We start from the raw sequence: 20,895 nt of genomic DNA, 5'->3' as shown, positions 1-20,895 counted from the left end.
TGCCCCATCGGGCAGAACCCCCTTGTGTGAAGGTATGGCCTGGATCACTATGAGGTGAACGACTTCCGGGGTGGGGGGAAAGCATGAAGTCTGTTTATCGTGTCTTGGCCGGTCTGATCGCGATCGGCGTGGTGGTCCAGGCGATGTCGGTCGCACTCGGTTGGTTCACGGCCATCAAGGACCTGGACGACGGCGCCGTCATCGACAAGAACACCGAGTTCAACTTCGGCCAGAGCATGCACGGCCTGATCGGGATGATGGTCATTCCGGCGCTCGCGCTGCTGTTGCTGATCGTGTCCTTCTTCGCGCGCGTGGCCGGCGGCGTCAAGTGGGCCCTGATCGTGGTCGGCCTGGTCGCGTTGCAAATCGCGCTGGCGTTCCTGGCCTTCTTCAGCGCGCCCGCTATCGGAGCGCTGCACGGTCTGAACGCGTTCGCGCTGCTGTGGGCCGCGGCTGTGGCCGCCCGGAGGGCCGCCAGTGCACCGGCCGCCGCGGCGGAGGCGCCGGCCGAGACCACCGAGGCGACCAGGTAGATGCCGTCAGCAACTGACTTGCGCGTGGCCGCGGGCTGATGGCCTGGCGGCCACGTCGCCGTACTGCGATCGCGGTGCTGGCGACGATCGTCGTGCTGGCGCCGATCGCGTGGTTCTGGCAGCGCAGCCTGGTGCCCGGCGACCTGTCCCCGATGGAGATGGGGTTCGCCGACTACGGCGGTGGGCCGGCGACGCACGCGCACCACGGCCAGGACGTCAGCACGCTCAAAGGACCGACCGGTCCGGCCGACGTGGTCGTGGACCTCGTCGCGCGCCAGGAGCGGTTCGACATCCCCGGCCGCGGCCCGATGGACGGGATCACGCTGAACCACACGTCCCCGGGTCCTGAGATCGTCGCGAAACAAGGCGATCTGATCCAGGTGACGCTGCAGAACGAGTCCGTGCCCGACGGAATCACGCTGCACTGGCATGGCGTCGACGTACCGGCGGCCGAGGACGGTGTCGCCGGGGTCACGCAGGACGCGGTGCAGCAGGGGCAGTCGCACGTGTACCGGTTCGTCGCCAAGGACGTCGGCACGTACTGGTACCACTCCCACCAGGTCTCCCACGAGCAGGTGAAGAAGGGCCTGTGGGGCGTGCTGATCGTCGAACCGACCGCCGCCGACGTAGTCGCCGCGGTGCACACGTACGACAAGATCCGCACCGTCAACGGCGGGTACGGCGAACGCCGGGTCGCTGCTCCTGGATCGACGGTCCGGGTCCGCCTGATCAACACCGACAACGGACCCTGGGCAGCCTGGGTCGACGGAGCGCCGTACCGGGTGGTGGCGGTTGACGGGACCGAGGTGAACGCGCCTCCAGAGGTGAGCAACAAGTCCGTGCTCGTCACCGCGGGCGGCCGGGTCGACCTGCTGGTGACGATGCCGCAGGGTTCGGCGATCCGGATCGGGCTCGGTGGTGGGCCGACATCACTGGTGGTCGGTGCGGGTGACGCCCCGGCGGGCGCCGAGCCACGGGAACGGGTCGACCTGTTGTCCTACGGCAAGCCGGGCCAGTTGAGCTTCGACCCGGCCAAGGCGACCCGGGTGTTCCGCTACGACATCGGCCGTCGGCCCGGGTTCCTGGACGGCCGCCCGGGGCTGTGGTGGACGATCAACGGGCACCAGTTCCCGGATGTGCCGATGTTCATGGTGACGGAGGGCGACGTGGTCCGGATGACGATCAAGAACAATTCTGGCCAGGTCCACCCGATGCACCTGCACGGCCACCACGTGGTCGTCCTGAGCCGGGACGGGGTGGCCGCAACCGGCAGCCCATGGTGGACCGACTCGCTGAACGTCGAGGACAACGAGTCCTACGAGGTGGCGTTCGTCGCGGACAATCCGGGGATCTGGATGGATCACTGCCACAACCTGCCGCACGCGGCGCAGGGCCTGGTCACGCACCTGATGTACAGCGGCGTGACGACCAAGTTCCGCCTCGGCGGCGCGGCGAGCAATCAGCCTGAGTGAGCCTGCTCGATCGGGCGGCCGACGGTGAGCGCCTTGCGGAGCGCCTCCGGCAGGGTGTTGAAGGCGGCGTCCGGCGGGGTGCCGGTCGCCTCCAGGGTCTTGGAGAAGAAGCACCGGGCGGCCGCGGCGACCGTGACGTCGAGGACATCGGCGTCGCTCAGGCCGACCGACCTCAGCTCGTCCACGTCTTCCTGGGTGACGGTGTCGGCGGCCAACGCGACCTTGCGGCCGAACGCCATCACCGCGCGGTCGACCGGGTCGAGAGCCGGCTCCCCGACCAGCGCGGCGACCTCCTCGGACGTGTAGAACTTGTCGGCCAGGATCTGGCCGTGCGCGAGGCTGCAGTAGCTCGATTTCAGCGCGGTCGCCACGGCCAGCGTGACCAGTTCGTAGCGGCGCTGGTCCATGGACGCCTTGATCGCCCCGGTGAGCTGCTTCCAGGCGTCGTACACCGCGGGCCGGGCGGCGAAGGTCTTGACGAAGTTCGGTACGTGTCCCGCCGGTGCCCGGTTACTGTCGAAGAAACCCTGATCCGACGGCGAGTCGATGTATGCCATGCCGGTTCCCCCTCCGTGGCACTCTCACGGTAAAGGCGGCATACCGATCCGGCAACGGCGCTGCGGGATGGGTACCGGGTACTGGGTATGGTTCACCCGGGTCGGTTGTGAGGCAGCTGAATCGAGGTGGTCGGGGTGCGGCGGACGTACGGGCGTGCCCTCGCCGTGATGCTGGTGGCGCTGCTCGGCGCCACGGCGTTGACTGCCTGTCAGTCGGATCCGATGCCGACCGACGTCGCGGTGGCCTGGGCCGGTGACGGCCGGACCGCGGTCCAGGTGAGCTGGAAGGACAACAACGCGCCGAACCGGATCACCATCGAGGGTGTGCTCAGCAGCAGCCCGTCGTACGTGAAGTACATCCCGGCCGGCGACCCGAACACCTTCGACATCCCGACCTCGGTCTTCCCGACGGACGGCAACTACCGGGTGGCGGTGGCCACCGGGACGTCGCAGGGCGGGGTGACCAGCAAGCTCGCGCGCTCGGAGGTGTTCGACACCGACGGCCCGGTTCGCCCTGGTGCGGCCAGCGCGACCCCGATCGGCCGGGGCGTGCTGATGACGTGGACGGTGCCTGCGGCGCCGCAGGACTTCACCCCGAACGACCCGCTGGACGTGAAGGGCCCGAAGACCCAGCGGTACGTGCCGATGATCGGGCGGCCGGGCGAGCTGATGCGTCCGATCGGCCCGGGGACGACGTCGACGCGGCAGTTGATCAAGAGCATCAAGCCGCCGTACCTGTTCCAGCTCCAGGCGCAGAACGAATGGAGCACCCGGCTCGGTGGCGAGGTGCTGGGCCTGACCAGCTCGATCAACGGAGTGGTGCCGGCGCTGGCCCAGTACAGCGTGCAGGTGCACGTCCGCGGTCGCGTCATCCTGCAGGAGACCGTCTGCCCGGCCGAGGCGCCGTGCGTCCAGCGACGGGCCACTCCGGCCGGCGTGCCGGTCGAGGTGCTGACCCAGGTCACTCCAGGGGCCCGGTGGACCCCGGCAGCCCGCGGCTCGACGACGGCCGGCGGGCACTACGACATCCCGATGGTCAACGGGCCGAGCCGGCCGTACAAGATCACCGTGCCGGGCTACACCCGCGTCGGCGTGCTGACGGGTCCGTCGAACGACCGGCCGATGTACACCAAGAGCGTGGTCCGGGTCGCGACGGCCGGGTTCGTCGGCGGTCCGGCGAAGCGGCGCGGCGACAACGTGCTGGTCTACACCACGGTCACGCCGTCGATGAACACGACCGTGGTCCTGCAGTCCTGGAACCGGCAGACCCGCCGGTGGGTGAACCTGAAGGCGGTGGCGATGCGCAAGGGCCAGGCCTCGCTGCTGTTCAAGGCGTCCCAGGCGGGCTCGTTCTCGTACCGCTTCGTGATCCCCGGGGCGATGATGTTCGGGCGGCCGATGGGCGGGACCATCACGCCGCCGCTAGCCCTGAACGTCCGCTGACTCCGGCTCCAGCTCCGGCTCCAGCTCGGGTGCCTGCCGGCGGCGCAGCTTGTAGTAGGTGTACGCCGCGACACCGGCCAGCACCAGGACGACCAGGGCCCAGATCGACAGCTGGCCGAAGATCCTGTCCGCGTTGTCGCCGATGTTGTACGCGACGATCCCGATCGTGGTCGCCCAGGCGATCCCGCCGCCGGCGTTCGCGGCCAGGAACCGCGGGTAGGGCATCCGCAGCATCCCGGCCATCGGGCCGGCGAAGATCCGCAGCAGCGCGACGAACCGGCCGAAGAAGACGGTCCAGACGCCGTACCGCTCGAAGTACTTCTCGGCCCGTTCGATGCGGTCCTCGGAGAAGTGGTGGAACCGCCGGCCCAGCCGCTCGAACAGGCCGCGGCCGGCCTTGCGGCCGATGTAGTAGCCGACCGAGTCGCCGATGATCGCCCCGGCGGCGGCCGCGCCGATCACGAACTCGAGGCGCAGGTGACCCTGGGAGGCCAGCAGCGCCGCCGCGATCAGCGTGGTCTCACCCGGTAACGGCACCCCCATGCTCTCGACCCCGATGACCAGCCCCACGACCAGATAAGCGGCGATCGCCATCCCACCAACGGCAAGCCCGAGTTCCCCCATGCCCTCCATGGTGGCACCCCGGGACAACTGCTTTTGGTGCTCAGGGCATCATTCCGGGGTGATTTCAGGGTTCTTGCCGTTGCTGACCTCGGGGGTCGTCGTCGTGCCGTTGAAGGCCTTGGTCACGTTCTGCAGGGCGGCGGTGACCTCGGACGGGATCACCCAGAAGGTGTTGCCGGGGCCCTTGGCGAGCTCGGGCAGCATCTGCAGGTACTGGTAGGCGAGCAGCTTCGGGTCCGGGTCGTTGCGGTGGATCGCCTCGAACACGGTGTCGATCGCCTTCGCCTGGCCCTCGGCCCGCAGGATCGCCGCCTGCCGGTCGCCCTCCGCGGTCAGGATCCGGGACTGCCGCTGGCCCTCCGCGGCCAGGATCGCGGCCCGCTTCTCGCGCTCGGCCCGCATCTGCTTCTCCATCGACTCCTTGATCGACGGCGGCGGCTCGATGCCCTTCAGCTCGACCCGGTTCACTCGAATGCCCCACTTGCCGGACGCCTCGTCCAGCACCCCGCGCAGGGTGGAGTTGATGTGCTCGCGCGACGTCAGCACCTTCTCCAGGTCCAGGCTGCCGATCACGTTCCGCAGCGTGGTCACGGTCAGCTGCTCGATCGCCTGGATGTAGTTGGCGATCTCGTACGCCGCCGCCCGCGGGTCGGTGACCTGGCAGTACAGCACGGTGTCGATGTGCACGACCAGGTTGTCCTCGGTGATCACCGAGCGCGGCTCGAACGAGACCACCTGCTCGCGCAGGTCGATCAGCTGCCGCGGCCGGTCGATGAACGGGATGACGATGTTCAGGCCGGGCTCGAGGGTGCGCAGGTACCGGCCGAGCCGCTCGACGTTGCTGGCCCGTGCCTGCGGCACGATCCGGACCGTCCGGAGCACCAGCACGACGGCGAGCAGCGCGACGATCAGCCCGAAGATGAGTTCGGCCATGGATCCTCCCGGGGATGGACGAGGGCGGTGGCCCCTTCGATGGCGAAGACGTCCACGGTTGTGCCCTCGGGGATGACGAGGTCGGGGTCGTAGGACCGCGCGCTCCACTCCTCGCCGCCGATCCGGACCCGGCCCGGCTCCCGGCCGACCTCGCGCAGCACCACGGCCTCGCGCCCGACCAGCGCGGCCACCCCGGACCGCAGCTGCGGGTGCGACATCAGGTGCCGGCGGGCCACCGGCCGGACCAGCGTGATCATCGCTGCGGCGGTGACGGCGAAGGCGAGCAGCTGCAACCCGATCCCGAGCCCCAGGCCGGCCACCCCGGCCGCGGCCAGCGCGGCGACGGCGAGCAGGAGCAGATCGAGGGTCGCCGTCATCAACTCGGCCGTGCCGAGGACGGCGGCGAGGATCAACCACAGGAACCAGGACTGCATGGCGACCACCCGGCGGCGGAAAAGGGCCTCTCTTCCGAAGGTACCGCGGGATCCGCCGAAGTTGACCTAACGGTTCAGCTTTCTTGTGGCGGCTTCCCCGTCGGTACGACGGCCAGCAGCGTGCCGACCTGGCGCGCGCCGGCCGGGTGGGTGGCCGGCGTCCGGCCCTTCTTGTAGCGGTCGACCAGGTCGCTCAGCTCCTGGCCGAACCGCCGCGCCTCGTCGTGAGTGAGCCATAGCCGGGACCGGATAAGCGAGCTGACGTCGTCCCACGGGTCGTCGCCGGACATCTCCTCGAACTGCTCGATCAGCCGGTCCACGGCCGACCGCATGACCGTCTGGCTCGCCAGCCGGCCGGCCTCGCTCGACTGCGACTCGATCGACAGGCTGCCGGCCGCCGCCCGCCACGGCCGCTCCCGCCCGTCGGCCGACTCCTCGGCCCGCTCGACGATGCCCCACCGCTCCAGCGCGCGCAGGTGGTAGCTCATCGCGGACGGCGTGAGCCCGGCCAGCTCCGCGCACTCGGTCGCGGTCAGCACCCGGCCGTTGAAGAGCTCGTCGATCACCCGCTGCCGGGCCGGGTGCGCCAGGGCGCGGATCGCCCGCGGGTCGGAGATCACCACGCGCTTCTTCTTGGCCACGGCGTCAGCGTAGCGAATCCCTTGACGGCGGGATATCTGAAGCATTAACTTCACAGTTGTGAAGCAATCACTTCAGACTTCGATCTGGTCGTACCCCGACATCCGGCTGGTGCTGCCGGCTCGCGCGCTCTCCTACGCGGGCGACTCGATCGCCCTGATCGCCCTGATGCTGCGGGTTTCGGAGTACGGCGGCCCCGGTGCGATGACCGCGCTGCTGCTGGCGTTCGCCGTACCGACGGTGGTGATGATCCCGTTCGCCGGGCGGATCGTGGACAGCTACGACTCCCGGGCCGTGCTGGTCGCGTCCTCGTTGTTGCAGGCAGCCGCCGGGATCGGGCTGGCCTTCAGTCACGGCATGGCCGAGACGCTCGCGCTGGTCTGTGTCCTTCAGTTGGGTACGGCGGTCGCCGGGCCGGCCTGGGGCGCCCTGATCCCACGGATCGTCGGCGAGGAACTCGTCGGCCGCACGACCGGGACGAGCCAGGCCCTGATCGGGGTCGCGACGCTGGCCGGGTCGGCGGTGGGCGGCGTACTCGTGGCGTGGTCCGGTGACCGGGGCGCGCTGCTGGTGGACGCCACGACCTTCCTCGTGCTTGCAGTGGTCGCTCGCCTGGTCGCGACACGCCGTCGTCCTGAGGCGGGCGCCGTACGTGAGTCAGGTGCTCTGTCGGCCGGGCTCCGGAGCATCTTCGGAGACTCGCTGCTGCGGATCCTGGTGCCGTGCCTGTGGGTGTTCATCCTGGCGGGCGAGGCGGTCAACGTGGTCGAGGTCTTCCTGGTCACCGACGAGCTGAAGCTGAATGCGGCCGGCTACGGCTGGGTGGTGGCCGTGCAGGGTGCCGGGGCGATCGTGGGCGCCTGGCTCACCGGACGGCTGGTCAGTACGGCGGCCAGGTCCCGGGCCGTGCTCAGTGGGATGGCCGCTATCGGGATCGGGTGCGCACTGATGGGGCTGGCGAGCGGAGTGGTCACGCTGCTGATCGGGTCGGTCACTGTCGGCTTCGGTAGCGGTGTGCTCAACGCGGCGGTGGGCACGCTGATAATGACCCGCTCGGCTGAGAGTGTCCGGGGCCGGGTTGTGGCAGCGCTCAACGGGACAGCCAGGGCCTGCAGCCTGTTCGCGCTCCTGTTGGGCGGCTTCCTGGGCGCTCTGCTCGGCACCCGGATGACCTTCGTGGCCTGTGGCGCCGCGTGTGCGGTCGCCGCGGTCCTGGCCGCCGTACTGGTGCTGCGTGTCAAGACCCCGGAAACAATCGATTCGGTCGAAAAGGTGCTCACTCACTAGCCTTGAGCCATGACTGACGCACACGTGAACCCGGTGAACCCCGACAGCGGGCAGGACGACCTGCCCGAGCAGATGCGGGTTCGCCGGGAGAAGCGTGACCGCCTGCTGGCGGAGGGAGTGTCGCCGTACCCGATCGCGGTGCCGCGCACGCACCTGCTGAAGGACCTCCGGGCCAAGTACGACGCCCAGGAGCTCGAGCCCGACACCCGGACCGGCGAGCAGGTCGCCGTGGCCGGCCGGGTGATCTTCCTGCGCAACACCGGCAAGCTGTGCTTCGTCCGGCTCCGCGAGGGCGACGGGACCGAGCTCCAGGTGATGCTGTCGCTGGCCGACCTCGGCGAGGAGGAGCTGGCCCGGTTCAAGGCGCTGGTCGACATCGGCGACCTGCTGGCCGTCCAGGGCGAGGTGATCACCAGCCGTCGCGGTGAGCTGTCCGTGCAGGCGACCGGCTGGCAGATGGCCGCCAAGACGCTGCGCCCGCTCCCGAACGAGCACAGGCCGCTGAACGAGGAGGCCCGGGTCCGGCTCCGCTACGTCGACCTGATCGTCCGCGCCGAGGCCCGGGAGATGGTCCGGGCCAAGGCCGCCGTGCTGAAGTCGCTGCGCCAGACCTTCGACTCGCGCGCCTTCCTCGAGGTCGAGACGCCGGTGCTGCAGCTGACCAACGGCGGCGCCGCGGCGCGCCCGTTCAGCACCCACCTGAACGCGTTCGACCAGGAGATGAAGCTCCGGATCGCGCTCGAGCTGGACCTGAAGCGGGCCATGATCGGCGGTGTCGACCGGGTCTTCGAGATCGGCCGCACGTTCCGCAACGAGGGCCTGGACTCGACCCACGCGGCGGAATTCTCGATGATCGAGGCCTATCAGGCGTACGGCGATTACGACTCGATGGCCGAACTCACCGAGGAGCTGATCCGGAACGCGGCCCGGGCGATCGGTCGTAGCGTGATCACTGCGCGCGACGGTTCGACCATCGACCTGGACCAGCCGTTCCGGCACGCGACACTTTTCGGGCTGGTCTCCGAAGCGGTCGGCACGCCGGTCGACCAGACCACCGACGTGGCCACGCTGACCAAGCTCGCCGAGCAGCACGAGGTCGAGCTGCAGCCGGGCTGGAATGCCGGTGAGATCGCGCTGGAGTTGTACGAGAAGCTGGTCGAGCACACCCTGATCCAGCCCACCTATGTGCGCGACTATCCGGAGTCGGTGCGCCCGTTGTCGAAGCCGCACCGCGAAATTCCGGGGCTGGTCGAGGCCTGGGACCTGATCATCAACGGGGTCGAGCTGGGGGTGGCCTACTCCGAGCTCAACGACCCGGTGATCCAGCGCGAACGCCTGGTGGAGCAGTCGTTGCTGGCCGCGGCCGGCGACCCCGAGGCGATGGAGCTGGACGAGGACTTCCTGCGCGCGATGGAGTTCGGGATGCCGCCGGCCGGTGGTATGGGGATGGGCCTGGACCGGCTGGTCATGTTGTTCACCGGGGTCGGTATCCGGGAGACGATTCTCTTCCCGTTGCTCCGCCCGGAGTGATTCCCCGATTCGGTCGCAGGATCGTTGCATAGCACAACGGACTGTCACTTTGAATCCCGGGGTCGAATTATTCTGGTCCAGCCGGTTTCAGGGACTGTGAATACTCAAGGTCACCACGGCTGCACAGTGTCGCTCGGACCCCCTCGTCATCCGGAGGGTTTAGTCACAGCTTTCCTGCATATTGTGGAGGGTGAATGACACGAACCCGGTTGGTGCGGTACAAATCAGGTGCAAACAAAACGGCAGGGGGATTGCGGCCCGGTGACGGGCGCGGAAAGGACTGTCATCGATGGCGCAAAGGGTGCAGGTAGTTCTCGAGGACGATCTCGACGGCGGTAAGGCCGACGAGACCGTGACCTTTGGGCTGGACGGGACGACGTACGAGATCGATCTGTCCAAGAAGAACGCCGCCAAACTGCGCGACGCCCTCTCCGGCTACGTCGGCGCGGGGCGCCGGGTGTCCGGTCGGCGCGGCGCCGCGGGCCGAGGGCGCGGCCGTGGCCGGTCGGCGTCGGACTCCGCGGACATCCGGGCCTGGGCCAAGGAGAACGGCTACGACGTGAGCGAGCGGGGCCGGATCTCCGCCGAGGTGCGCGCGGCGTACAACGAAGCCAAGTAATTCCGCTCGGACTGCCGGTCCCGGCCCCGCGAGGGGGTCGGGACCGTCCGCATTCCGGTTGTTTCACAGTGTGGACAGTCAGGTGCGTGCGACTCGGCGGTGGGTGACTGACTCGGCAGCAGCTCGAGAAATTCGCTGGTGGCGAACATGCTCGCCGATCCGGGCCGGGCGGGAACACCCTGGAGATCCCTGCGGTTGTTCCCTTGTGATGCCTCCCTGGCCGCCGGTCGAGCCGTGAGCATTTGTTCGCCCACAGCGAGCCTGTCGGCACCGGGGACTAGCATGCATGTACGGGGGTCGGCCTACACGGCACGTCCGACTCCTCTGAGGCAAGGAGCGCTTTGGCGATGTTTGAACGATTTACGGACCGCGCCCGTCGGGTAGTCGTCCTGGCTCAGGAAGAGGCCAGGATGCTCAGCCACAACTACATCGGGACCGAGCACATCCTGCTCGGCCTGATCCACGAGGGTGAGGGTGTCGCCGCCAAGGCTCTCGAGAGCCTGGGTATCTCGCTCGAGGCCGTCCGCTCCCAGGTCGAGGAGATCATCGGCCAGGGGCAGCAGGCACCGAGCGGGCACATCCCGTTCACCCCACGCGCCAAGAAGGTGCTGGAGCTCTCCCTGCGCGAGGCCCTGCAGTTGGGCCACAACTACATCGGCACCGAGCACATCCTGCTCGGCCTCATCCGCGAGGGTGAGGGTGTCGCCGCGCAGGTCCTGGTCAAGCTCGGCGCGGACCTGAACAAGGTCCGGCAGCAGGTCATCCAGCTGCTGAGCGGGTACCAGGGCAAGGAGACGGCGTCGGCCGGAGCCGGGGCCACCGAAGGTGCTCCCAGCAGCTCCCTGGTGCTCGACCAGTTCGGCCGGAACTACACCCAGTCCGCCCGCGAATCGAAGCTCGACCCGGTGATCGGGCGCGAGACCGAGATCGAGCGGGTCATGCAGGTGCTGTCCCGCCGTACCAAGAACAACCCCGTCCTGATCGGTGAGCCGGGCGTCGGCAAGACCGCGATCGTGGAGGGTCTGGCCCAGCAGATCGTCCGCGGTGACGTCCCGGAGACGCTGAAGGACAAGCAGATCTACTCCCTCGACCTGGGCGCCCTGGTGGCCGGCTCGCGCTACCGCGGCGACTTCGAGGAACGCCTGAAGAAGGTGCTCAAGGAGATCCGCACCCGCGGCGACATCGTGCTGTTCATCGACGAGATCCACACCCTCGTCGGGGCCGGCGCGGCCGAGGGCGCGATCGACGCCGCGAGCATCCTGAAGCCGATGCTGGCCCGCGGTGAGCTGCAGACCATCGGCGCGACCACCCTCGACGAGTACCGCAAGTACGTCGAGAAGGACGCCGCGCTGGAGCGCCGGTTCCAGCCGATCCAGGTGGCCGAGCCCTCGATCGCGCACACGATCGAGATCCTCAAGGGCCTCCGGGACCGGTACGAGGCGCACCACCGGGTCACGATCACCGACCCGGCGCTGGTGCAGGCCGCGCAGCTGGCCGACCGCTACATCTCCGACCGTTTCCTGCCGGACAAGGCGATCGACCTGATCGACGAGGCCGGCGCCCGGTTGCGGATCCGCCGGATGACGGCTCCGCCGGACCTGCGCGAGTTCGACGAGAAGATCGCGAACGTGCGCCGGGAGAAGGAGTCGGCGATCGACGCGCAGGACTTCGAGCGTGCCGCGAGCCTCCGCGACGACGAGAAGAAGCTGATCAACGCCAAGTCGGAGCGGGAGAAGCAGTGGAAGGCCGGCGACATGGACGTCGTCGCCGAGGTGGACGAGGAGCTGATCGCCGAGGTGCTGAGCACCGCGACCGGCATCCCCGTCTTCAAGCTGACCGAGGAGGAGTCGTCCCGGCTGCTCGACATGGAGAAGGAACTGGCCAAGCGGTACATCGGCCAGGAGGACGCGGTCAGGGCACTGTCGCGCTCGATCCGGCGTACCCGCGCCGGCCTGAAGGACCCGCGCCGCCCGAGCGGCTCGTTCATCTTCGCCGGCCCGTCCGGTGTCGGTAAGACCGAGCTGTCGAAGGCGCTGACCGAGTTCCTGTTCGGCGACGAGAACGCGCTGATCAGCCTCGACATGTCGGAGTACTCCGAGAAGCACACCGCGTCCCGGCTGTTCGGTTCGCCGCCTGGTTACGTCGGCTACGAAGAGGGTGGCCAGCTGACCGAGAAGGTGCGCCGCAAGCCGTTCAGCGTGGTGCTGTTCGACGAGGTCGAGAAGGCCCACCCGGACATCTTCAACTCGCTGCTGCAGATCCTGGACGAGGGTCGCCTGACCGACGCCCAGGGCCGCGTGGTCGACTTCAAGAACACCGTGATCATCATGACCACGAACCTGGGCACCAAGGACATCGCCAAGGCGGTTTCCCTGGGCTTCTCCCAGGCGAGCGACACCGGCGGCTCGTACGAGAAGATGAAGGCGAAGGTCACCGAGGAGCTCAAGCAGCACTTCCGGCCGGAGTTCCTGAACCGCGTCGACGAGATCGTCGTCTTCCACCAGCACGGCATGGACGAGATCGTGAAGATCGTCGACCTGATGGTCGCGCAGGTGGAGGAGCGGCTGAAGGACAAGGACATGGGCATCGAGCTCACCCCGGCGGCCAAGGAACTGGTCGCCAAGCGGGGCTTCGACCCGGTCCTGGGCGCCCGCCCGCTGCGCCGCGCACTGCAGCGCGACGTGGAGGACGTGCTGGCCGAGAAGATCCTGTTCGGCGAGCTGCGGCCCGGCCAGATCGTCCTGGTCGACGTCGCTCCCGAGGGCACGGTGAACGAGGACGGCCTGGCGGAGTACTTCACCTTCGTCGGCAACCAGAAGTCCACCACGCCCGACCTGGAGCTGACCGACCTGACGGCCGGCGGTTCGGGTTCCGGTTCCACGGGCCTGCAGGACACGTAACCCGCACCAACCCACAGAAGGCCCCCGCGCAGACCGCGCGGGGGCCTTCTGCCGTTCGTCACCCTTGGTGGCAGGTCGAGCAGGTGGTACGGCGGCGGTAGTAGTAGGCGGCCGTGGCGACGGCCAGGGAGGCGCCCCAGAGCGGGAACGGGAGGATGAGCAGGTACAGGATGTTCTCGACCGTCGAGGCGTCCGGGGTCCAGAGCAGGCCGATCAGCGAGGCGCTGGCGACCAGCAGCAAGGTGGCGGCCACGGCCCCCGGTACGACGGCTGCCTTGAGCGGAACCGGCCGGCCGGCGACGATCGGGATCCACCGCGGCCACACCTCGCCCCAGGGCCGGATCAGTCCGAGCGTGACGATCCCGGCGGCCAGCGCGATCAGCCCGAGTCCGAGGCCGAACAGCTTGATCCCGGGCTCGGCGTTCAGCTCGTCGGCGTCGAAACCGATCGGGTTCGGCAGCAGCCACGTCATCCGCAGCAGCGCGTACGGCATTGGGCAGAGCACCGCCACGATCGTCGCCCAGAACCCCCACCGCCGAGCCGCCTCCGGCCGTGTCCAGCTCGCGCCCGGCCGGCCGCACCGCAGACACCGCCCACGCGCACTCCGAAGCCCGCGGATGCCCAGCACAGCCCAGCCAGCGCTCAGCAGGAAGGCACCGGACACGAACAGCGGCGTGGTCCCGACCTTCGCCGGCACCCCGGCAAGACCCTCGGCCAGCTCGCGGAACGCGGCCCAGTTGAACAACCCCGTGGTCAGCTCCACCACGACCAAGGCCGCCGCCACACCGATCAGCAGCACCCGTGTCGCCTGCTGCCTCCACGCACCGACGATCAACCAGACGATCCCCGCCGGCAAACCGAGCAGCACCAGGAGATATCCGGTCAGAACCACGACGGTGACACTCGGCGCCAACAGCCCGAACACCACCACCTGCAACGCGGTGAAGACCAGCAGCGGCTGGTACGCCGAGGCACTCCACTCGGTCCGCGCATGCGCGACCGCCGCCGGAACGCCGAGCACACCCAGTACGGCGATCAGCCCCGCACCGACCTGGTCCGGCAGGTGCGCCAGCAGCGACAACCGTTCGTCGTCCGGCGGCACCGGCCCGAACGCGTACCCACCGGCCCCCAACAGCCAGGCCACTCCGGCGATCGCGTAGGCCAACGACAACACCGCCACCAGCATCGGCAGCACACTCTTGGTCCGCTCCCGCGTCTCCGCCACGCTCATCGCTTCCTCCAGCCGTCAGTGCTCTCACTGTCCGGCCGGAGCGCTCGTCCCCGCCTCAGCCGGGAGAGTGTTCGCACTCCCTCCCGCGAGTGAATCAGCGGGTACGGCGCAGCCGGGTGATCGCCTCGGAAACGGCTGCCTGCGCAGGCCGATCAGGGTTGTTGTGCTGGGCAACCAGTTCGGCGGTGGCGGCGAGGAGCCAGAGGAGTGAGGTGGTGAGGGTGAACGCGGGACCCGGTCCCGGCCAGGTGTCGGTGAGCGTGTCGATGGTGGTGGCCTGCCAGGCCGTGGCCAGACCGACGATCGCGACGACGGCGGTGATGCCGGTGGCAGTCTGCGTCCAGATGCCTGGCTTGAGAAGCAACGCGATGACCGAGGTGATGACGCCGGCCAGACAGGTGAATGCCAGCGTCGGTTGGACTTCGATGCCCAGTTGCCAGACCGAGAGGCCGTAGCGCCTGCTGTAGGTCCAGGGCAGGAAGAGTGTCACCCCGGTGGCGATCGCGGCGAGCAGAGTCACTCGAGCGAACCAGCGGTGCTCGGAGCGAGCCAGCTCGGCCTCGACGGCGTCGAGTCGGCGCGGCAGCTCCTCGTCCGGGAAGTCGGTCATCGCGCCGCCTGCAGGCGGATGAGCTCGTTGCCCAGCTGGAAGTAAAGCGCCTGGCCAATCACGGTCACGTGGTCCGCGGCCTGTGGCACCCCTTGCCGAGGTCCTGCGATCACGGTGACGTGTCCTGGCGCGTCCACGCGCACCAGGTGGCAGCCGTCGTACCCCCAGAGCTTGCCGTCCGGGCCGGTGAACCACGTGCCGTCCGCGGTCAGCTGTGCGGCCGGTAGGCCGGTTGCCGAGACAGGCCAGCCTGATGTCGACCCGCCGAGCAGGACGGTAGGTCGGTTGTCGACCAGAACGAGTTGCTCGCCGAGGACCATCGCCACCTGGCCGGATGCGAGCTGCACCAGCCCGTTCGGACGGAGCTCACCTTTGACCGGAACCCGCCGTACCGCGTCGCCGGGGCCGTAGAGGTTGTAGAGACCGCCGCCGAGCGCCGACACCACGCGGTCTCCGGCGGCTGCGGCGTACTCGCCCTTCTGGCTGCCCGGCACCGGCTGCGGGTCTCGCACTACCGCCGTGCGACCACCCACGAGGTGTACGGCGCTCTCCATCGAGCGCCGGTCGACAACCGTCCACCACACGCCGCCCAGTCCGTCAGGAGCGAAGGCGCGAGCAGCCAGCGGCACTCGCACCCGCACCAGCCGTCCAGTCGCGTCCAGCGCCAGTTGCGTACTCACACCGGCTGCACCCACCACAGGCACAGCCGGCACTGGAGTGGCCTCGAAGGTGGTCGTGCCGTCCGCCGGCTTGCGGCGATCGCAGCGCGGGTCCGGCGGAGGTGCGGCCGGGTACGACGCGGCGGCACTGGCCGCATCAGGTATCTCCAACACCTGATCGCCACCACCGGGGGAAGTCCCCAACAGGACCGAGCCGTCCGGCCGCGCCTCGATGCTGTCCACACCCTCGGCGCCGCCGGGCAGCTTCCGCAGTACGCCGTCCGGCGTGATCACCGAGGCTGGAGCACCACCGCCCAGCCACACGTTGCCTCGTACATCGACAGTGAAGGCGTCGACCGTCATCGACGAGCTGGCGGCGTCACTGCTCAGCACACAACCAGCCGGCGCCACTCCGGTCAGCTGCTGCGGCACACCACCTGGCCGGGCCATCGCCAACCCGGTCTCGCTCGTCCGCCAGGCCGTCGTACCGTCCGGACCGGTGGAGACCGCGTTGCCCGGTGCACCCGGGCCGGGGTCGACCACGAAGTCGGCGAGGCGGATGCCCTTGCGCAGTTGGTTCGCCGGGAACTGCCAGGTGGTCGTGGATCCCCACACGACGATCGACCTGTCTGCGTTGCGGTGGCTGAGTGCCGGACCGATGCCGGTGGCAAGGACGTCCACGCCGGGCGTGACGTAGTAGCTGCCGTCCTTGTTCTTGTGGCTCAGGCTGATGTCGGCGGTCACGAGGTCGAGTGGCACCGAGAGGATCGCCCACGGCTGACCGCGGGCACCACCGGCGAGCACGACCACGTGGTTGTCGGTGACGCCCCACAGCGCGGGTGGCGTGGGCCCGTGGTTCAGCGTGACCTGGGGGAGCGCGACGTCGTCGTACGCGAAGACTGTCGAGCTCTCCGAGCCGGTCCGGCCCAGCAGCCACTGGCCCGGCGAACCGTCGAGTGTCCAGGCCACCGAGTCCAGCGGGTCCGACGTACCGATGGAGACGCGCATACCGAGGCGGTCGACCAGTTGGCCACCCTGCAGGTCCAGCAACCGGTGCGGGACCCCGGCAACGACTGACGGTTGGTACGGCGCTTCAGTCGCTGACGGCACCAGTAGACCGGCCAGCACGCCTACCGCGGCGGCACCAGCGAGCACGGGTAGTCGACGTCGGTGTGCACGCAGGACAGCCGCCGCACAGAGGCACAGCCCTAGGCCGAGTGCGATCCAGGCGCCGACAGCGGTGCGGTAGCCGACGCCGTTCGGCAACGACGGCGGCAGCCACAGCAGTTGGGACACCAGGCCTGCGACTACCACTGACCCGGTGGCGACGGCGGCTGCTCGTCGTACCAGGCCGGTGGAGAGCAGCGTCGCCACTGCCAATCCGCAGACGATGAAGGCCCACGGTCGGGCGGGCGGGATCTCCCAGAGCTGAGATCGGGCTAGACCAGCTTCGGCTGCGGTCGGGCCGAGGGCGACTGGGTCGACCAGTTCGCGCCACGGGAGCACGGTCGAGAGCACCAGCAGGACGGCGAGGGCGCCGGTGACGAAGGGAAACAGTTGGAAGCGAAAAGGCGTCCACGAGTCGACCTGGTCGCTCAGCCGGACGAAGACTGCCCGCAATTCGGACTGGTTGAGCGGCTCGGCGGACGCCTCGCCGGAGCCCTCCTCGGGGACCGTCCAGGGGGCCGTCGAACGGGTCGCCCAGTGCGCGGCGACGGCTGTTGCGAGCGTTCCGCAGACAATCGTGCCGATCACAGCCGGTGAGGTCGCACAGCTCGGCCGGCCCTGGGCAGCGAATCCGGTCCAGGCCGTCACGGTGGTCACTCCGATGGCCGCCGTACCGATGGAACGGACCTGCCGGCGGAGCCGGAATCTGTCGGCAGACAAGCGATCCACGAGCACCAGGAGCACGATCGCGACCGGCAGGGCAAGGGCTGCGCCACGGCCGCTGACCGGTTGGGTGGAGGCCCGCCAGAGGTAACAGCCTGTGCCCGCCGGACCGGGGACGAGGACCGCGAACGCCACCCCGGCAGCGAGACACGCCAGCATGACGCCGTGCCGTCCGGATCGTCGTATGGTCCTCCGATGGGTGATCACTTCGGTACGGAGCAGAGCCGCCGCGGCCTTCGATTCGGTGGGAAGTTCGCGCAGCGGCATGAAAAAGAAGTTACCTGGCACCCATGTTCCGCGTTGTAACGCTGTGACCACGCTGATGGGACCCGGACTGTCGGAAAGGGGGCCGGGGATGGAATCATCACGTCGCATGGACGCACCGCGTCTGCCGTTGACCCAGGAACCGGTCGCCGACACCGGTTCCTTTGGCGTGCGGCAAGCAGGTGGCGTCCTCGAGCGCGCCCAGCGGATCGCCGACACGCTGCGGGAACAAGCGGAGTACGAGAACGACCTCGCCCACGAGGAAGCGGGCCGGGTCCGCGCCGAGAGCGAGCAGTTGAAGGCGGAGGCCGAGTCAGCCGCGCAGAAGATGCGCACCGACGCGACGACCGCGGCACAACGACTGCTCAACGACGCGGAGCGCGCGGCAGAACAACTGCGCACCGAGGCCGAGAACGAGGCCGACCGGGTCCGCACCGAGGCCGAGACCGCGGCCGAGCGCCTCCGGTCCGAGTCGACCGCCGAAGCCGACCGGGTACGGCGCGACGCTGCCGCCGCAGCCGAGAAGCTGCAGCGCGAGTCGACCGCCGAGGCGGACCGGGTCCGGTCCGAGGCGACCGCGATCGCCGAACGGCTGAAGGCCGACTCGGAGTCCGCAGCCGAGCAGCTTCGGGCCGCGGTCGCGGAAGAGGTGGCGAGGCGCCGGGCAGACTCCGAGGCAGCGGCGGAGAAGCTGCGGAACGAGAGCCAGGCGGCCGCCGACCGGCTGCGGGCCGAGTCGCACGCTGCGGCCGACCGGCGGATCGCGGCCGCCGAGGCCGAGGCGGCGCGGTTGGAGGAAGAGGCCGACGAGCTGCTCGAGGAAGCCCGGATGGCCCGGGAGTCCGCGCAGCACACCGTCGACCGGGCCAGTCGCGAGGCGCAGCAGTTGGTCAAGGACGCCGGCGAGCAGGCGGCGCTGGTCTCGCAGGCCGCGGTGCGCAACGAGGCCGACCTGATCGCGCGGGCCGAGACCGAGGCCGCCGACCTGCGCGCAGCGGTCGAGCGCGAGGTCGAGGCGGCGCGCATGAAGTCCCGTGTCGAGATCGGCGAGGCGCACGCGGAGATCGAGCGGCTGCGCGGCGAGAACCGGGCCGAGCTGGAACGCCGGACCGCCGAGCTGGAGGAGACCGAGCGGGCCAAGCTGGCCGCCATCTCCCTCGAGATCGACAAGCTGCGGGCCGAGGCGGTCGCCGAGATCGCCGAGCGCAAGGCCGAGGCCGAGGCGGGCAACGAGCGGCTGATGGCCGACGCCCGGGCCCAGGCCAAACTCGTCGTCGACAGCATCGAGGCAGACCGCCGTACGGCGACCGCCGAAGCGCACCGCATCGTCGAGGACGCGAACAAGGCCGCCGAGGCCGCGCTCGCGGAGGCCGAGAACCAGACCATCTGGAGCAGGAAGACGGTCGACGACCTGATCGGCGCCGCCGAGTCCGAGGCGGAGTCGATCCGGGAGCACGCCGCAGCTGACGCGGCCGAGCTGATGCGGCAGAAGCGGGCTCACCTGCGCCGCGTGGTCGGCCGGACAACCAGCAGGCTCAAGCAGACCAAGGACGCGATCGCCCGGGAGAACGCCGAGCTCACCACGCTCGCCGAGACCACGCTGACGACCGCGACCGAGCAGGCCGAGTCGACGCTTGCCGCGGCCAAGCACGAGGCCGAGAAGGTGACTGCTCAGGCGCAGACCCGGGCCGACCGGCTGAAGACCTCGGCGCAGACCGAGGCCCGCGAGATCGTCGAGCGGGCGCACCGCCGGGAGACGGAGGCCGAGGCCAGCACCCAGGTGCTGCGCGAGCGCGCCGCCAACGACCTGGCCGACGCCCAGCGGCAGTCGCACGACCTGATCCGCAAGTCCCGCGCCGAGGCTCAGCAGATCGAGGCGCAAGCCCGTGAGCACGCCGAAGAGGTCCGTGCCCAGGCCCGAAAACTTCTCGCCGACGCCGAGGCGAGGGTCGCGGCGCTGAACCAGCGCCGTGATGAGATCACCAAGGAGCTCACTCAGCTTTCGGGTGTGATCGAGGCACTCGCTGTACCGGGCTTCCTGTCAGGTGATGGAATGTCCCGCAGTGAGGGTTCCACGGGGGAATCAGGATGAGGACGTGACAGTCAGATCCTTGTCAGTGACAATGTGTGATCCACCCACCCACCGAAGTGAGCATCAGAAGACATGAGCAGTGAAAGCCCAACCCCGTTCCGCACCGTTCTGCGTGGCTACGAGCCTGCCCAGGTGGACCAGCACATCCGTGAGCTGACCACCTCGCTGACCGCACTGCAGCAGCAGTCCGAGCAGCTGCAGCGCCACGTTCAGGAGCTGCAGACCCGGACGGACGCCGCGGAGTCGGCCGTCATCTCCGCCCAGGAGGAGAGCAAGGACCGCACCCCCACCTTCACCGAGTTCGGCGAGCGGGTCGCCAAGATCCTGTCGCTGGCCGACGACGAGGCCCGTGACCTGGTCACCCGGGCCCGCACCGACGCCGAGGCGATCGTCGCCGACGCAGAGGCGCACGCCAAGAAGGTCCGCAAGGAGGCCGAGCAGTACTCCCTGGACTGGAAGAGCGAGGTCGACGCCGAGGCCGCCCGCATCCTGGAGGAGGCGCGCACCCAGGCCGACGACATGCGCGACGAGGCCGAGCGGGACGCGACCGCGCGGCGCAGCGAGGCTCAGGCGCTGTACGAGCAGGAGCGGGCCAAGTCCGCCCAGGCCGCGGCCGCCTTCGAGACCACTCTGGCCGAGCGCCGGGGCAAGGTCGAGCAGGAGTTCGCCGCCCGGACCGCGCTGGCCGAGCAGCAGCTGGCCGCCGTCACCGACCGCGCCGCCCAGGTGCAGCGCGAGGCCGACCGCTCCCGCTCCGAGGCGGAGCGGCTGGCTCAGCAGCAGCTGGCCGACGCGAACCGGCAGGCTCAGGAGATCGTCGCCGCCGCGAAGGACAAGGCGGAGCGGATCCGGGCCGAGTCCGAGCGTGAGCTCGCCGCCGCGACCCAGCGTCGCGACAGCATCAACGCGCAGCTGACCAACGTCCGCCAGATGCTGGCGACGCTGTCCGGCAGCCCGGCGATGCCGCTCGACCTGCTGGCCGACGACGACGAACAAGCCACCACCGGCAGCAAGAAGAACTGATTCACCAGCCAGGTCGGCCCGTTCCCTGGTCCGGTCGCCCGGTTCTACCAACACCGCCGACGTGCGCCCTGCGGGCGTACTCACTGAACATGGCCTTCTGGGTGGCCAAAAAGCCGGCGAGCAGATGCCACGCCTCCCGCTTGGTGTAGACCTCC

17 protein-coding genes are annotated in these 20,895 nt (G+C 69.4%); 9 read left to right on the top strand and 8 right to left on the bottom strand.

The window, feature by feature from the left end; all coding sequences use genetic code 11:
* Nucleotides 1–83: 83 nt before the first annotated feature.
* Both AB0H36_RS06640 and AB0H36_RS06635 read left to right on the top strand, forming a co-directional pair.
* Entirely contained in the window at nt 84–533 is a 450-nt protein-coding gene (locus tag AB0H36_RS06640) for a hypothetical protein (RefSeq protein ID WP_360517641.1), read from the top strand.
* Between the two features lie 38 nt (nt 534–571).
* Entirely contained in the window at nt 572–2,005 is a 1,434-nt protein-coding gene (locus tag AB0H36_RS06635; RefSeq protein WP_360517638.1) for a multicopper oxidase family protein, read from the top strand.
* Here AB0H36_RS06635 and AB0H36_RS06630 read toward each other — a convergent pair.
* Nucleotides 1,993–2,562 carry a carboxymuconolactone decarboxylase family protein gene (locus AB0H36_RS06630; RefSeq protein WP_360517635.1) on the bottom strand — a complete coding sequence of 190 codons (570 nt, stop codon included), beginning with the start codon at nt 2,560–2,562 and terminating at the stop codon, nt 1,993–1,995. The two genes, AB0H36_RS06635 and AB0H36_RS06630, sit on opposite strands and share 13 nt — an antisense overlap.
* A gap of 135 nt (nt 2,563–2,697) precedes the next feature.
* Here AB0H36_RS06630 and AB0H36_RS06625 point away from each other — a divergent pair, with 135 nt between their 5' ends.
* The gene (locus AB0H36_RS06625) at nt 2,698–4,005 is read left to right on the top strand and encodes a hypothetical protein (protein WP_360517632.1); all 1,308 of its coding nucleotides are present in this window, start codon (nt 2,698–2,700) and stop codon (nt 4,003–4,005) included.
* Here AB0H36_RS06625 and AB0H36_RS06620 read toward each other — a convergent pair.
* From AB0H36_RS06620 to AB0H36_RS06605, 4 genes are all read right to left on the bottom strand, one after another.
* Complete coding sequence (locus tag AB0H36_RS06620; protein ID WP_360517629.1) at nt 3,985–4,629, bottom strand: DedA family protein; 645 nt, start codon at nt 4,627–4,629, stop codon at nt 3,985–3,987. The two genes, AB0H36_RS06625 and AB0H36_RS06620, sit on opposite strands and share 21 nt — an antisense overlap.
* 48 nt (nt 4,630–4,677) lie before the next feature.
* Nucleotides 4,678–5,562, bottom strand: coding sequence for an SPFH domain-containing protein (locus AB0H36_RS06615; protein ID WP_360517626.1), 885 nt, complete (start codon nt 5,560–5,562; stop codon nt 4,678–4,680).
* The gene (locus tag AB0H36_RS06610) at nt 5,538–5,996 is read right to left on the bottom strand and encodes an NfeD family protein (protein ID WP_360517623.1); all 459 of its coding nucleotides are present in this window, start codon (nt 5,994–5,996) and stop codon (nt 5,538–5,540) included. The genes AB0H36_RS06615 and AB0H36_RS06610 overlap by 25 nt, the downstream gene beginning before the upstream one ends.
* Before the next feature lie 74 nt (nt 5,997–6,070).
* Complete coding sequence (locus AB0H36_RS06605; protein WP_360517620.1) at nt 6,071–6,637, bottom strand: helix-turn-helix domain-containing protein; 567 nt, start codon at nt 6,635–6,637, stop codon at nt 6,071–6,073.
* Nucleotides 6,638–6,695: 58 nt separating this feature from the next.
* Between AB0H36_RS06605 and AB0H36_RS06600 the strand changes: the two genes are divergently transcribed.
* The 4 genes from AB0H36_RS06600 (at nt 6,696) to AB0H36_RS06585 (ending at nt 12,971) form a co-directional block, all read left to right on the top strand.
* Nucleotides 6,696–7,922, top strand: a complete 1,227-nt coding sequence (locus tag AB0H36_RS06600) for an MFS transporter (protein WP_360517617.1) — start codon at nt 6,696–6,698, stop codon at nt 7,920–7,922.
* A 9-nt stretch (nt 7,923–7,931) separates the two neighbouring features.
* Nucleotides 7,932–9,452, top strand: coding sequence for a lysine--tRNA ligase (gene lysS / locus AB0H36_RS06595; RefSeq protein ID WP_360517614.1), 1,521 nt, complete (start codon nt 7,932–7,934; stop codon nt 9,450–9,452).
* 289 nt (nt 9,453–9,741) lie between these two features.
* Nucleotides 9,742–10,071, top strand: a complete 330-nt coding sequence (locus AB0H36_RS06590) for an Lsr2 family protein (RefSeq protein WP_360517611.1) — start codon at nt 9,742–9,744, stop codon at nt 10,069–10,071.
* A 347-nt stretch (nt 10,072–10,418) separates the two neighbouring features.
* Complete coding sequence (locus tag AB0H36_RS06585) at nt 10,419–12,971, top strand: ATP-dependent Clp protease ATP-binding subunit (RefSeq protein WP_360517608.1); 2,553 nt, start codon at nt 10,419–10,421, stop codon at nt 12,969–12,971.
* 58 nt (nt 12,972–13,029) lie between these two features.
* Here the strand turns inward: AB0H36_RS06585 and AB0H36_RS06580 are convergent, their stop codons facing one another.
* From AB0H36_RS06580 to AB0H36_RS06570, 3 genes are all read right to left on the bottom strand, one after another.
* Nucleotides 13,030–14,202 carry a hypothetical protein gene (locus tag AB0H36_RS06580; protein ID WP_360517605.1) on the bottom strand — a complete coding sequence of 391 codons (1,173 nt, stop codon included), beginning with the start codon at nt 14,200–14,202 and terminating at the stop codon, nt 13,030–13,032.
* Between the two features lie 94 nt (nt 14,203–14,296).
* On the bottom strand, nt 14,297–14,812 hold the full coding sequence (locus AB0H36_RS06575; RefSeq protein ID WP_360517602.1) for a hypothetical protein: 516 nt from the start codon (nt 14,810–14,812) through the stop codon (nt 14,297–14,299).
* Nucleotides 14,809–17,628, bottom strand: coding sequence for a hypothetical protein (locus tag AB0H36_RS06570; protein WP_360517599.1), 2,820 nt, complete (start codon nt 17,626–17,628; stop codon nt 14,809–14,811). The genes AB0H36_RS06575 and AB0H36_RS06570 overlap by 4 nt, the downstream gene beginning before the upstream one ends.
* Nucleotides 17,629–17,734: 106 nt before the next feature.
* Here AB0H36_RS06570 and AB0H36_RS06565 point away from each other — a divergent pair, with 106 nt between their 5' ends.
* Nucleotides 17,735–19,717 carry a kinetoplast-associated-like protein gene (locus AB0H36_RS06565; RefSeq protein WP_360517596.1) on the top strand — a complete coding sequence of 661 codons (1,983 nt, stop codon included), beginning with the start codon at nt 17,735–17,737 and terminating at the stop codon, nt 19,715–19,717.
* Nucleotides 19,718–19,789: 72 nt separating this feature from the next.
* Nucleotides 19,790–20,740: a DivIVA domain-containing protein gene (locus tag AB0H36_RS06560; RefSeq protein ID WP_360517593.1), complete on the top strand. Its 951-nt coding sequence runs from the start codon at nt 19,790–19,792 to the stop codon at nt 20,738–20,740.
* The last annotated feature ends 155 nt before the right edge of the window (nt 20,741–20,895 follow it).

Origin of the sequence: Kribbella sp. NPDC050820 (assembly GCF_040653975.1) — a bacterium.
GTDB lineage: Bacteria > Actinomycetota > Actinomycetes > Propionibacteriales > Kribbellaceae > Kribbella.
This window is presented reverse-complemented; position numbering and strand designations above follow the sequence as displayed.

Coding starts and splice junctions, on each gene's coding strand:
- AB0H36_RS06610 (WP_360517623.1), bottom strand. CDS start 5,996: ATGCAGTCCTGGTTCCTGTGGTTGATCCTCGCCGCCGTCCTCGGCACG.
- AB0H36_RS06590 (WP_360517611.1), top strand. CDS start 9,742: ATGGCGCAAAGGGTGCAGGTAGTTCTCGAGGACGATCTCGACGGCGGT.
- AB0H36_RS06560 (WP_360517593.1), top strand. CDS start 19,790: ATGAGCAGTGAAAGCCCAACCCCGTTCCGCACCGTTCTGCGTGGCTAC.
- AB0H36_RS06615 (WP_360517626.1), bottom strand. CDS start 5,562: ATGGCCGAACTCATCTTCGGGCTGATCGTCGCGCTGCTCGCCGTCGTG.
- lysS (WP_360517614.1), top strand. CDS start 7,932: ATGACTGACGCACACGTGAACCCGGTGAACCCCGACAGCGGGCAGGAC.
- AB0H36_RS06570 (WP_360517599.1), bottom strand. CDS start 17,628: ATGCCGCTGCGCGAACTTCCCACCGAATCGAAGGCCGCGGCGGCTCTG.
- AB0H36_RS06635 (WP_360517638.1), top strand. CDS start 572: ATGGCCTGGCGGCCACGTCGCCGTACTGCGATCGCGGTGCTGGCGACG.
- AB0H36_RS06575 (WP_360517602.1), bottom strand. CDS start 14,812: ATGACCGACTTCCCGGACGAGGAGCTGCCGCGCCGACTCGACGCCGTC.
- AB0H36_RS06565 (WP_360517596.1), top strand. CDS start 17,735: ATGGACGCACCGCGTCTGCCGTTGACCCAGGAACCGGTCGCCGACACC.
- AB0H36_RS06585 (WP_360517608.1), top strand. CDS start 10,419: ATGTTTGAACGATTTACGGACCGCGCCCGTCGGGTAGTCGTCCTGGCT.
- AB0H36_RS06630 (WP_360517635.1), bottom strand. CDS start 2,562: ATGGCATACATCGACTCGCCGTCGGATCAGGGTTTCTTCGACAGTAAC.
- AB0H36_RS06580 (WP_360517605.1), bottom strand. CDS start 14,202: ATGAGCGTGGCGGAGACGCGGGAGCGGACCAAGAGTGTGCTGCCGATG.
- AB0H36_RS06620 (WP_360517629.1), bottom strand. CDS start 4,629: ATGGGGGAACTCGGGCTTGCCGTTGGTGGGATGGCGATCGCCGCTTAT.
- AB0H36_RS06640 (WP_360517641.1), top strand. CDS start 84: ATGAAGTCTGTTTATCGTGTCTTGGCCGGTCTGATCGCGATCGGCGTG.